This is a genomic window from Priestia sp. SIMBA_032 (genome assembly GCF_046535215.1).
Lineage (GTDB): Bacteria > Bacillota > Bacilli > Bacillales > Bacillaceae_H > Priestia > Priestia aryabhattai.
In genome coordinates, this window is sequence record NZ_JAWRXD010000013.1 from 40,704 (window position 1) to 53,825 (window position 13,122).

At 33.6% G+C, this 13,122-nt stretch carries 13 protein-coding genes; 10 read left to right on the plus strand and 3 right to left on the minus strand.

What is annotated here, in order from left to right; genetic code table 11:
• Window positions 1-73: 73 nt before the first annotated feature.
• Window positions 74-319 carry a hypothetical protein gene (locus SB717_RS25120; protein ID WP_410905174.1) on the plus strand — a complete coding sequence of 82 codons (246 nt, stop codon included), beginning with the start codon at window positions 74-76 and terminating at the stop codon, window positions 317-319.
• Between the two features lie 189 nt (window positions 320-508).
• Here SB717_RS25120 and SB717_RS25125 read toward each other — a convergent pair whose 3' ends face one another.
• Both SB717_RS25125 and SB717_RS25130 read right to left on the minus strand, forming a co-directional pair.
• Window positions 509-793 carry an AbrB/MazE/SpoVT family DNA-binding domain-containing protein gene (locus SB717_RS25125; RefSeq protein WP_116078735.1) on the minus strand — a complete coding sequence of 95 codons (285 nt, stop codon included), beginning with the start codon at window positions 791-793 and terminating at the stop codon, window positions 509-511.
• 226 nt (window positions 794-1,019) lie between these two features.
• Window positions 1,020-1,433: an Lrp/AsnC family transcriptional regulator gene (locus tag SB717_RS25130; RefSeq protein WP_410905176.1), complete on the minus strand. Its 414-nt coding sequence runs from the start codon at window positions 1,431-1,433 to the stop codon at window positions 1,020-1,022.
• Between the two features lie 117 nt (window positions 1,434-1,550).
• Here SB717_RS25130 and SB717_RS25135 point away from each other — a divergent pair, with 117 nt between their 5' ends.
• The 4 genes from SB717_RS25135 (at window position 1,551) to SB717_RS25150 (ending at window position 3,644) form a co-directional block, all read left to right on the plus strand.
• Window positions 1,551-2,318 (plus strand): MBL fold metallo-hydrolase, encoded by a 768-nt coding sequence (locus tag SB717_RS25135; protein WP_410905178.1) that lies wholly within the window; start codon window positions 1,551-1,553, stop codon window positions 2,316-2,318.
• 47 nt (window positions 2,319-2,365) lie between these two features.
• The gene (locus SB717_RS25140) at window positions 2,366-2,818 is read left to right on the plus strand and encodes an ester cyclase (RefSeq protein WP_410905180.1); all 453 of its coding nucleotides are present in this window, start codon (window positions 2,366-2,368) and stop codon (window positions 2,816-2,818) included.
• A gap of 249 nt (window positions 2,819-3,067) precedes the next feature.
• Window positions 3,068-3,505, plus strand: a complete 438-nt coding sequence (locus tag SB717_RS25145) for an OsmC family protein (protein WP_410905182.1) — start codon at window positions 3,068-3,070, stop codon at window positions 3,503-3,505.
• The gene (locus tag SB717_RS25150) at window positions 3,462-3,644 is read left to right on the plus strand and encodes a DUF1541 domain-containing protein (protein WP_410905184.1); all 183 of its coding nucleotides are present in this window, start codon (window positions 3,462-3,464) and stop codon (window positions 3,642-3,644) included. Before SB717_RS25145 ends, SB717_RS25150 begins: the two co-directional genes overlap by 44 nt.
• Window positions 3,645-3,933: 289 nt before the next feature.
• On the opposite strand, the gene SB717_RS25155 is transcribed toward SB717_RS25150, so the two are convergent.
• Window positions 3,934-4,521: a cysteine dioxygenase family protein gene (locus SB717_RS25155; RefSeq protein WP_410905186.1), complete on the minus strand. Its 588-nt coding sequence runs from the start codon at window positions 4,519-4,521 to the stop codon at window positions 3,934-3,936.
• Window positions 4,522-4,834: 313 nt separating this feature from the next.
• Here SB717_RS25155 and SB717_RS25160 point away from each other — a divergent pair, with 313 nt between their 5' ends.
• From SB717_RS25160 to SB717_RS25180, 5 genes are all read left to right on the plus strand, one after another.
• Window positions 4,835-5,542, plus strand: a complete 708-nt coding sequence (locus SB717_RS25160; protein ID WP_410905188.1) for an IS6 family transposase — start codon at window positions 4,835-4,837, stop codon at window positions 5,540-5,542.
• Window positions 5,543-5,945: 403 nt separating this feature from the next.
• Window positions 5,946-7,811, plus strand: coding sequence for a BglG family transcription antiterminator (locus SB717_RS25165; protein ID WP_410905190.1), 1,866 nt, complete (start codon window positions 5,946-5,948; stop codon window positions 7,809-7,811).
• A 17-nt stretch (window positions 7,812-7,828) separates the two neighbouring features.
• A complete protein-coding gene (locus SB717_RS25170; RefSeq protein WP_410905192.1) occupies window positions 7,829-8,707 on the plus strand; it encodes a ketose-bisphosphate aldolase in 879 nt (292 codons plus the stop codon).
• Window positions 8,708-8,722: 15 nt separating this feature from the next.
• On the plus strand, window positions 8,723-10,645 hold the full coding sequence (locus SB717_RS25175) for a PTS fructose transporter subunit IIABC (protein WP_197226408.1): 1,923 nt from the start codon (window positions 8,723-8,725) through the stop codon (window positions 10,643-10,645).
• 499 nt (window positions 10,646-11,144) lie between these two features.
• On the plus strand, window positions 11,145-13,106 hold the full coding sequence (locus SB717_RS25180; protein ID WP_410905194.1) for a BglG family transcription antiterminator: 1,962 nt from the start codon (window positions 11,145-11,147) through the stop codon (window positions 13,104-13,106).
• Window positions 13,107-13,122: the final 16 nt, after the last annotated feature.

Genomic DNA, 13,122 nt, shown 5'->3' on the forward strand with positions numbered 1-13,122 from the left:
AGCATTCCGTTTTTATAACGGGATGCTGCTTTTTCTTTGTCTTTTTACCATATGGCCCTTATCATGGAACTAGATGAATAATATGGTTAGTGAGGGTATGATTATGAGAGCAAAGATTGAAAAAGCTAAACATGTTTTAATGTTTAAAGCTACAGGGGAGTTTTATGCGCATGAGGTAAATCAAGATAAGGTGAAAATGGGCTTTTTTGTCTGTCCTTCTTGTGAAGTCAGAGTGTATTATAAACACGATCATTTCTTTTCCCGTGAACATAAACGAACGTGTGCCTATGTGAAAGAACAGTTTAAGAAAAAAGCTTAAAAGGTAAATGAATGCTGCACAATTTTAGTTACCGTAATTTCTCCTTCCGGAGCCCAGGCAAAAAACAAGCCCATGTGTATCAAGGGCTTGTTTGTTTTTAAAATGTATCATTTAGGAAGATTTTTATATAACGTTGAATGATCAACAATTTTAAAGCTGTTATGGTTTCAAGATTTGTATATTAAATGACTATTTACTACTTTCTATATTTTTGTTTTTCAATTGGTTGAATAATTGTTGGGCGCCTTCTGGGCTTAATACAAGATTCCCAGGATATACTTTATTTTCTTTCGTTACTTCTCCAGTGATCACACACGCTTGAGAGGCTTGATATTTTTGAAAAATAATTTGATTCCCCTCAACATAGATCTCTACTGGTGTTTGATCTTTGATATCTAAAACTTTGCGCAACTCACTAGGTAGGACAACACGCCCTAACTGGTCAATTTTTCTTACAATACCTGTGCTCTTCATAGCTAATCTCTCCTCATAATGTAAAATCTTTGATGCCTTATCATTGTAACACTTATTCTACGTACTAACTTTATTTAGCAAGTAATCTCCCATACTGTATGTACGCCTAAAAAGTAATTTACCTTTATAGACGATATGTTATTTTGAATTTTAGTTAACATAGTGTACTTTCTAGGTACTAAAAGAGCCTTATATTTTTATATAAGGCTTTTTTTAATATTATTTATTACAGCTTTTTAATAATAGTGGATATTTTATAATTTGCAAACTCATTTAAATTCTCTAGAAATTCATTTAAATATTCATTAGATGGAAATCTACATTCAAGCAGATAGCATCCATCCCCACTAATTTTATAGTTATTTAAGATGAATTGATTTTGTGTTTTTACAAATGAGAGAAATGGCCGATGATGGATGTCATTTAAATAGATATTAATAAAAGCATGCATAAAACACCCTAGCTTCGCTTGATTTACTATAATTGAATATCCTTCAATTACACCATTATCCTCTAATTTGGTTACCCTAGATGCAGCTGCTTGGCCAGTCAAATGGACTTTCTCACCCAATTCTTTCATTGTAATTCGACTATTTTTAGACAGCTCACGTAAGATACCCATATCCGTATGATCTAACATATTTTCAAATCCTTTCAAAAATCAAGTCAAACAACCAAAAGACTTGATTTTTTCTATGTAATACTCCACTGGGTATAGTATAAACTATACGTAGATTTAAAAAAAGGAGAGATAAAGATGAAAATTAACCAAATTCGAAATGCGACACTCATTGTCGAATATGCAGGCAAAAAGTTTTTAATAGATCCAATGTTAGCTGAAAAAGGTACGTACCCACCATTCCCAAATACACCTAGGCAGGATCAAAACAATCCTCTGGCTGAATTGCCAACACCTGTTGACAACATTATTCATAATGTAGATGCTGTCATTGTTACTCATTTACATTTAGATCACTGGGATGAGGCAGCTAAAGAGCTTTTGCCGAAAGATATCAAATTGTTTTCCCAAAATGAAGAAGATGCAACAGAAATACGAAACGCTGGATTCCGAAATGTCGAGGTTTTAACAGAAGATACAGTCTTCGAAGGTATCCAACTTATTAAAACTAAAGGCGAGCATGGAAGAGGAGACTTGATTAAACTGGCAGGTCTAGTATGTGGCGTTGTGTTCAAACACCAAAGTGAGAAAACATTATATATAGCCGGAGATACAGTATGGTATGAAGGTGTGCAGCAAGAATTAAATACCCATAACCCAGATATTATTGTCGTCAATGGCGGAGATAATCAAGCCTATGAAGGCGAAGATGCTTCACTCATCATGGGTAAAGAAGATATCTATGAAACACATAAGGATGCTCCAAATGCAAAAATAATCGTGAGCCACATGGAAGGTGTAAACCATTGGGGATTATCAAGAAAAGAACTCAAAAAATTTGTAGAAGAAAAAGGATTCGCTTCTAGCCTTCTAGTGCCAGAAGACGGCGAATCTTACACATTCTAAGAAAAAAATAAAGAGAGTGTGTCATTTTAATTGGGGAGGAAAAGAAAATGTTAATTGAAGAAAAAAATAAAGAAGTGGTAAGACGTTTTTATGAAGCGCTTCAACAACAAGACTTTGAAGCTGCTGCTGAGCTATGTCACCCAGACCTTGTATTCTACTTCCAAGTTGATACACCATTTAAAGGGGTAGAAGGTTTTATAAAGGCCGAAAAAGGTAGCTTTGATGCACTTCCAGACATCAAGATCTCAGTTAAAGAAATTTTTGCAGACGGTGATAAAGTGGCTGCTTATACGGAATTCTCAGGTACACATACAGGCGGACCATTTTTTGGCGTACCTGCAACAGGAAAAAGTGTAAAGGCATCAATCATGATGTTCTTACGTTTTAAAGATGGAAAAATCATTGAAAAACGGGCTCACTATGATCGTTATGATGCGTTAAAACAAATTGGTGTTGACCTAGATAAATATGTACAGCAACATGTGAAAGAGAACTTTTAAAAACTAATAGTGTAATGAATTCTTAATTTATTCATTCACCTAGTCAGAAGACCCTAAGAAGAAGGGTCTTCTTTATCAATACTATATTAGTCTCCATATTATAGTTGTTTTATAATGACGATTTAGTTTGATTGACTTATATAGTCAAAAGTCGATAAAGCAGTCTGAATCTTAATAAAATTTATACATCCAAAAACTCATTTATCACAACTATAAAATAATAAATTATAACTTAAAGGAGTGTTCGCTTTGGAAACAAATGTAAAGGTTGTTTGGCATGATGGTGTAAAAGGGAATGGTTCCCTTAAAGCAGAAGTTCTGGATACTAAGATTGCGGTTCCAACTGAATTCGGAGGTAGTGGAAATGGCGCTTCTCCAAAAGAAATCTTAATTGCATCTGCGACAGCTTGTTACTCGTCAGTTCTTACCTCTATGATTGAATCTAGAGACCTTCCTGTTGTAGCAATGACGATAGACTCTCAGGGAATGACTTCTGATAATGAATTTAAAATTATCCATCATCCCCATATCGTTTTATCTGAGAATGCAACAGAAAAGCAAATCCAATCAGCCGACCGACTATTTGTAGCAGCTGATAAAGGGTGCGCTATAGGAAACTTATTAAAAAAAGCTGACGTCAGAATTGAGATTCAAGGGCAAATCTCTACTAAACAAACTACGTCATGATTTAGTTGGTGCTTGTGATATTACAGTCTATACTATTTCCTATATACCTACTACTGGCGGAGAAAAAGAAAAAAATTATAAATGGGTAACAGAAAATGAACTTTCCGCAAAACAAAATTTGAACAAAAACAAGAAATAAACAAACCCATATCATCTTTTAATATGTGTATAAAAATTATGGGATAGATAATACTCTTAGTGGTGCTTTTCAATCACCTACTTTTCTTATTGACACTATAGCTGAAAGTATAAACAAATAGACTATCTTCGGAGAAGATAGTCTATTTGTTTTACTATTGAACAAGAAAAACTTTAATAAAAATGTTTATTCACTCTCTGCCTAAAGCAAATATGACGGCGTAAGTTAAAATCGCTAAATAACTTTTCTCACATCAATAAGCAACGTCAGGAGATTAGTGTATAGCAGCCTATAGCATATTTTGAGTACCAGGCACTGGAAGCCAAGGAGTCACTCCCACTTTTTTCGCCCCGGTTTGTGGATTATATATATGACGTTCAATTTTCCCAATATTGCGACCATAAACATGAATTCCCACGCATGGAACAGAGGAAGCACATTCTACCTGGTGAAGGTCTTGTTCAGAACTGCAACAGATGCCGACCTCTCCCTCTCGAATATAACGGTCTTTTAGAACAGTCAACGGTTCATTCTTGCTAGAGGGACGAGCATACTTAATCTCATGCTCTACTCCTTGTACAACTCCAATTACGCCCCATGTTCCATGATCATGCATAGGTGAGGGTTGACCGACGTTAAAGACCGTAATTGCAATAGAAAAGCTTTCATCCTGGGCTATATGCAGTGGATATAGAGCTGATTTGGGCTGAGGTTGCATGTACTGAGTAGGTAGAATATTTCCCAATTTTAATAGCTTTTTCATTCTCTCTGAGACCCTACTAATTAAGATCTTTTCACTTCCTCCCTCTTGAACAATCTGCTCTACGTCATGAATGAAAGAATTAAGTTCAGGGTGTCTTGTATTTGTATTCGCCATTTCAACATACCTCCATTAATAATATTTTTATACTACAATGATGCTATGCCAATAATATCCTCGTTAAATTCAGAGAATATAAGCCACGATGCCCTACAACGACATAAATGCTAATCGAGTTTGTTCGGTCCGATTAAAGGGCTTCTTACTTATTTATTAAACTAACATACCCCCACTGGGTATGTCAATTTTAGGGATGAAATTCCATTAATGACTTTACTGGTTCTGGTGCAAAAACTTCAAGACACTTGCAATTAACCTCTAAAACTTGTACATACTGATACTATTATTCTAAAAAAGGTGCGTGACCAGTATGGAAAAGCAAGATGTATTCAAATGGAAACATTATCATTATGATATTATTTTGCAGACAGTAAGATGGTACCTACGGTACAACCTTAGCTTTCGTGATTTGGTGGAAATGATGGAGGAACGGGGCTTATCCGTTGCTCATACAACGATCATGCGTTGGGTTCATCAGTATGGTCCTGAATTGGACAAACGAATCCGTCGTCATCCCAAGCAAACCAATGATTCTTGGAGAGTCGATGAAACCTATATCAAAGTAAAAAATCAATGGATGTACCTGTATCGTGCTGTTGATTCGAAAGGAAATACCATCGATTTTCACTTAAGCAAAACAAGAAACCACAAGGCTGCAAAGCGATTCTTCAAGAAAGCTTTGCAGTCCTTTCATATTTCTGAGCCTCGTGTCGTGACAGTCGATAAGAATCCAGCTTACCCTATAGCAGTTGAAGAATTGAGAAAAGAAAAAAAGATGCTAGTAGGCATCCAAATAAGACAAGTAAAATATCTCAATAACATAGTGGAACAAGATCATCGATTTATTAAAAAACGAGTTCGTTCGATGTTAGGATTGAAATTTTTTCGCACAGCTACATCCATTCTTTCTGGAATAGAAGCTATGCATATGATAAAAAAAGGGCAACTTGTTTTACAGGATAAGCCTGTCCAAAATCAAGTGAAGTTCATTCATCAACTATTTGGAATTGCTGCTTAAGAGCAGATCCCTTTAAGAATCTATATACCTCTTTAAAGTGGATGTAATCTTTGCACCAAAACCAACTTACTTATAATAAATTACGTTTAATAAAAAAAGAATCCTTTGCTGAAAAGCAAAGGATTTTCAAATTTATTTGAATAGGGGGGAATACGTTATTAGTCTGTACAGTTTTATAGATTGATATACATATATACTTTGAAAAGCATTTTAGAAAGTACTAAGTTTATAACTTAAACAAGTCACCTTGGAATCAATGGATTGAATACCAGAAAAAGAAGCTATGTAATTTATTATTTACGTTCATTCTAATATTAAAAACCTTCCTAACTATTAGGAAAAAGTATAGACTTGGTAAGTGTAAAGCGCTTACATTAATATAAAAAGTGAGGAGGAAATACTAATGAAAAAGCGTTACATTAAAATATTGGAATATTTAGAACAGTCAGGAAATGATTTTGTGAATGGAAGCGAACTTGCTAATCTATTTAATGTAACGACAAGAACAATTAGAAACGACATTAGGGAAATAAATGAAAGTTATTTAGATAAAGTCATAATTACTGGTAATACTCAAAAAGGATATAAATTAGTTGGGGATTTATCAAATATTCATCAAAATGAAGATGATTACGAGGAGCGTGCTTTTCACATAATAAAAACACTTTTATCTGAAACTGATTTTATAACTTATGATGAATTGGCAAAAAAACTTTACTTTTCCACTCAAACAATTAGGAAAGACGTACAAAAATTATTTCAAATAATACAAGCCGAAAAACGAAACATTGAGGTGGAGGCAATTATTTTCCAAGGGATAAGGCTTAAGGGAAGTGAAGTAGAAAAACGGCTATTACTAAAAAAGTTAGTAACAACAAATTGTTTAAAGAGAATGTCTCTTGATGAAGCGCTGCAATACTATTTCGATGATTGGTTTAGTCAGTCCTCAATTCAATTAGTATGTTCTTGTATTGAAGAAGAAGTCACTAAGTATAATTTATTACTAAGCTCTCAAGAACTATTCTCAATATGTGTGAACATAATTATTAGTTTAAAACGAGTAGGCCTTAATCAAAAAATTGCTGAAAAAGACATGAGGTTAGATAATACTAGCTTTGAAGAATTAAAAATAGCGAAGTTAATCCTTACTCGTTTAGCTAGGGAAATGAATGTACAGTTTAATGAGTATGAATATCAGTATTTATGCTACTTATTAATTGTTTTGCAAATATTACCAAAGAAAAATGAAATAATTGAGCAAGAAAACTCAGATGAAATAAAGGAAAAAGTAAAATCGGTTATAGAAAAAGTTTGGGTCCGATATGGTTTTTCAAACCGAAAAAATGAAAAGTTATTTAATGGATTATTGGTACATATTACAAAGTCATTATATCCATTAAAATATTACTTTCCTGTAGAGAATCCATTTATTTCTCAAATAAAGTCGGAATACATGAATGCTTATAATATTGCAGTGGTTTTAGCTAAAGAATTACAATTTTGCTTAAATATAAAGATACCAGAAAATGAAATTGGTTACTTAACACTACATATCATGAATATTATCGAAAATTCGCAAGAAACAAGGAAAAGAATTGCAATAATTTATGGGAAAAATCCTTTAGTAGGTAAGCTATTAGAAAGAAAAATAAATTTATACTTTCCAAATATTAAGATTGATGGTTTATTTGCAAATCATGAAATCCATTTACTTCCTGAAGGGATAGAAACTATAGTAACTACTAGTGAAATCTTTGATGAGCAGCACCTAAACGTGAAAAATTGTATTCGTGTTAGTGAAATGATTACAAACGAAGATATGAAGACTATTTCTATTCAATTAAATCGTGGTTTACTGAAATACTATTTATCACCGGATGATCTTTATTTCTTAGATGAAGAGACTCAAAAAGGTTTATTAAAAACACTTACAAGTACTGGAGGGATTCAACATCTATATACAAGCATTAATGAAAGAGAAAAGATGTCGAGTACTAATATTGGAAATTTAGTTGCGATGCCACATCCATTTGATTGTGGAAATAACGAAAAATTACGAGTGTTAGTAGCAATAAATAAACAAAAAATTTTGTGGGGAGATAAGATGGCTCAAATTATCTTTCTATTTATCCCTCCAAAAAATCAAAGGGTAAATAATACAAAGTTCTTTGAAGAGATTCATGATGTATTTAAACAAACAAATATGACAGAAAAATTATTGAATGTTGCTAATTATGATGAATTTTTGGAAGTTTGGTCTTCCAAATAATATTAGGAGGAATAGGAATGTTAGTTAATATGAGAGATTTACTTCAAGTAGCTTACGAGAATAAATTTGCAGTTGGATCATTTAATGTGGCAAATAGCGAATTTGTAAAAGTTGTAGTAAATGCTGCAGAGGAGCAAAAATCCCCAGCTATACTTCAAATTCACCCGAATGAAATTAATCTAGTAACGGATGAATTTGTGGCATATGTACGAGAGGCTGCGTCAAAGTCTAAAGTTCCTTTTGTAATTCATTTGGATCACGGGGCAACAATTGAAGATATTACTCGATCTATTAGAAATGGCTATACGTCTGTGATGATGGATGCGTCACATTTACCGTTTGAAGAAAATATGACATTAACAAAAAAAGCAGTAGAACTTGCTCATATAGTAGGTGTGTCTGTAGAAGGCGAACTAGGTACTATTGGAAGTAATGAGGGTAGTTCAGAAGGCGGAACAGACGAGATTTTATATACGGATCCTGATGAAGCAGCTATTTTCGTTGAAAAAACAGGAATTGATACCCTTGCTGTTGCTGTTGGAACTTCACATGGCTTATATCCAAAAACGAAGGATCACTCTATTAAAATTGATCGATTAATGAAGATTCATGAAAAAGTAAAGATTCCTTTAGTTCTTCACGGTGGATCCGACAACCCAGATGAGGAAATAAGAGAAGCTGTGAAACATGGGATTGCTAAAATTAATTTATCAACGGATATGAAGAGAGCTTTTTATAACCAATTAAGAGCTACTCTGGATGAAAATCCTGATGCTTATGAACCTGATCTATTAATGCCTGAAGCAACGAAGACAGCTATTGAATTAGTGAAGAAAAAAATGGATCTATTTGGTTCAACTGGTAAAGCATCGCTCTATAAATTAGGAGAAATTTAAAAGGAGGGATTATATATGAAGACTTCTAGTGTCCTAAGGCCAGAAAACATAATATTAGATCTAGTTTCTGAAACGAAAGAGGACTTAATTAATGAGCTGGCAGAAAAATTAAATAAAAACGGTTATTTACATGATCTTAAACAATTTAAACAGGATATTTGGGCTCGTGAAGATCAGGTTCCAACAGAAGTAGGGTTTGGTATTGCTATTCCACATGCAAAATCTGCTGGAGTTAAATCGCCTGCAATTATTATGGGGAGGTCCTTAAGTGGAATTAAGTATAGTTCAGAAAAATGTAATTTATTTTTCATGATAGCAGCCAGTAAAGATTCTTCAACTGAGCACTTAAAGACTTTATCTAAAATCTCCACTTTTCTAATGGAAGAAACCTTTAGAGCTAAGCTTATTCTTGCCAAAGATAGTCATGAAGTTGTCCAACTATTTGCAAATGCTGAAGAAAAAATGATGCAAGTAGATACGAATGATAAGAAGTATTTTGGCAAAAAATTGGTCGGAGTTACTGGATGTCCTACTGGAATAGCGCATACATTTATGGCTGCAGAAGCATTAAAAAATGCTGCTGAGGAGCTTGGTGTTCAAATAAAAGTTCAAACCAATGGATCGACGGGTATACAGAACAGATTAAATCAGGAAGATATTGATGAAGCAGATGGCATAATTGTTGCTGCAGACGTTAAAGTGGACATGGATGTCTTCGGTAATCGAAAGGTTATAAAAACGTCTGTTAAAAATGGGATACATCATGCAAAGGATTTAATTGAAGATGCTATTTCTGGAAAAGGGACGGCTTTAAATCAGGGAGACACCAAGTTAAAGGAAGCAAAAGAAAAAACACGGTTAAAACAACCTAAAATATACAGCCATATAATGAATGGGGTATCTTTTATGATTCCGTTTGTTGTCGCTGGCGGTATATTAATAGCAATCTCCTTTATGTTTGGCATTCATGCTTCTGACCCGAAAAGCTCTGAATATAATGCATTCGCTGCTTTTCTAGGTACAGCAGGTGGTAGTGCAGCCTTCGCGCTAATGGTTCCAGTACTAGCAGGATATATTGCATATAGTGTTGCGGATCGTCCAGGTTTAGCACCAGGTATGATTGGTGGTATGATGGCAACCCTTGGTGGTTCAGGATTTTTAGGTGGTATGATTGCTGGTTTTATTGCTGGTTATACAATCTTAGGATTGAAAAAATTATTAAAAGGCATTCCAGATTCATTACAAAGTCTTTCACCGGTACTTATACTTCCTCTATTAGGTACGTTTGTAACAGCCTTTATTATGCACTTTGTAATTAATAGTCCTATGGCGTGGATTAATGAGTCGTTACAAGGTTGGTTAAATGGTTTAACTGGTTCGAATGCAATTTTATTAGGGGCGCTTTTGGCGGGAATGATGGCGTCTGATATGGGTGGCCCTATCAATAAGACAGCATCAGCATTTGGCTTAGCAATGTTTGCAAATCATATTTACGAACCATCTGCTGCACTAATGGTTGGAGGGATGGTCCCTCCATTAGGGATTGCATTAGCAACAACACTATTTAAAAATAAATTCTCACTTGAAGAACGCAACGCAGGAAAAGCAGCTTATATTATGGGGGCATCTTTTATTACTGAAGCAGCAATTCCGTTTGCTGCAAGTGATCCATTAAGAATAATTCCGGCAAATATTGTTGGTTCAGCGATTGGTGGTGGGATTTGTATGGCATTAGGAATTTCTTTACAGGCTCCCCATGGTGGAATCTTTGTAATTCCTATTGCTGCAAGCAGTCCATTGCTATATATTGCATGTATTTTAATTGGATCAATTATTACAGCTTGTATAATTGGAATGTTAAAAAAATCTGTTTACAGAACACAAGGTAATACTAGTCATAAATCAGGAAATAAAACAGTAGCAATTAAAGCAGTATAATTTATATGAGTGAAAAGTTGCATTGATTTTATGAACGGCTAGTTTGTTTATTGCTGCTTGAGTCACATACCATACGTGTCCATACCTACAGTAGAGTAATAGGATAGTAGTTAGAGAAGTTTTGGCCTTCTGAGAACTTTGATTATGGTAACTAGAATTGCATATAACCTATACCAGAAAAAACAGAAGACAACTACCCACGGGTTAGGTAGTTGTCTTCTGTTTCTATATTATGGATGACAAGCAATGAAGAAAAGTCATTTTGATGCCTCATGGTTTCTTTTCATATTCCAATCTAGCTTAGTACTTTAAGCCTTTTATTAATAAAGTAAACATAAATATCGTATATAGACTACGTTTATCTCAATAATGTCCAGATGTATTCGTGGCCTTTTTAGTATAATAAAATGTCTTTAATAATGTGGACACAGTTTGATATTTTTCATTTATTCAGATGGTGATATTATTTGATTTAAGGAAGGATAGGAGGCGTTCCTAAATGAAAGCGTTATCAAATAGAGGTAATCAAATATTCAATTATCTATTGAGGCAGAGAAATTATGTGCCGGTAAAAGAAATAGCTAGACAAATGCACTTATCAGAAAAAACAATATACAGAGATTTAAAAATACTAGAGAAAGATTTAAAGTCAGAAGGCATTTATTTAAAGAAAAGACCAGGTGTAGGTATATTACTAGATTTAACAAAGGATCAAATGATAAAACTCAACATAGAATTTCTTTCGTGGAATAAAAAAATAGTCCCTAGCTTGTCAGTTGAGGCAAGAAGAATGAAGATTTTAACCAATTTGCTATATGATTCTCCTGAGGAAACTTCTATTAACAAACTTTCAGAAACATATTTTATTGGTAAAGCGTCAATTGTAAATGATTTGAAGATAATTGAAGAATGGATACAATCTTTTAACTTGCAGCTAGAAAAGAACAAAAATGGAACTCGATTAATAGGACGTGAAGGAGATATTCGCAAAGCGATGATACATCTCATAAACGAACTGATTAATGAAGAGTCAGAAATGGAGAAAGAAATTGATTTTAGAATCGAGCAGACCACCTTATGCGAATTAGTAAATCAGTTTGGACATCAAAATGTGGGGATTATTAAACGAATTCTAGATGAAACAGAATCTCGATTGGGATATTTAATCGGCGATCCATATTACATTAATATGTTTACTCATTTACTAATTTGTATTAAACGCATAAAAAAAGGAAACATCGTTTACCAAGAAGATATAACTTACAATTTAACCATAATGGATCAAAAGGTGTACGCCATATCAAAAGAAATGGCAGATAAAATCACAAAACAGTGTGGACTGGTACTACCTAAGGAGGAAATTTATTTTATTTATCAATACCTTATTTCTTCTGGTGTATGTGTTACATCATTAAATTTCGAAACTACGAACTTATTAAGTAGGGTAAATCCAGAATCAAGGGTAATAGCTGAAGAATTAATCAAAACTGTTTCTAATATTACGAAGCTGGATTTGAAGGGTGATAAGGAGCTTTATGAAGGATTAATCATCCATTTAAAGCCTATGTTGAATCGCGTAAAATACCAGATTACGATTAAGAATCCCCTTTTAGAGGAACTCTACAAGGAATATCCTTTCGTATTTGTTGCAGTAAGTCTTGGAATGATCTCTATTATGCGAGCCCATCAATTAAATGATATCAGTCAAGATGAAATTAGTTACTTATTACTACATTTTCAAGTGGCGATTGAAAAAAAGATTAAAAAGAAACGAGTAATCCTAGTTTGCTCAACAGGAATAGGAACCTCTCATTTGTTAAAGAATCGTATAAATCGTTCGTTTCCTGAATGGGAGATTGTTGATGTAGTATCTGTAAGCTGGTTAAATCGTTCTCTGGATTTAGCTGATATTGATTTAATTATTTCAACCGTTAAACTTTACCAAAGTAACCTTCCCATAGCCTATGTATCAACATTACTTAATGAAAATGATGTTAAGCATATTAAAGAAAAATTTGTTGAAGATGGGCTAAAGAGAGAAATGGATAGTCTTTCATTTCCATTACTTAAGAAATATTTATGTCCAAACTATCTATTTATGGGATTAGAAGAAGTAGAAAAAGAAAATCACTGTGATAAGATACTAAATAAAATGATAGATAAGACTAACCTTAATAAGAAATTGCCTAATGAAAAAATCGTTTCAGAGGTTAAAGTAAGTAGCCAGCTTTCTGTTTTTCTTTTAAATACAAAAGTAGTTAAGCAGCCAGCTGTTGGCATTAATATTACAAAAGGTTTGACATTCGCAGAGGACAGATTAGAGATTGTCATCGCTTTCAAAAGTGAAATAATGCTGAATAACCTATTAGTAGAGTTATTTTCTTTAGCTACTCATAAAGAATTGTTTGAGAGATTAACGCGAGTAAAGACTCTTCATGAATTAGAAGAAGTATTAATTTAAATAGATTGGAAGGAGC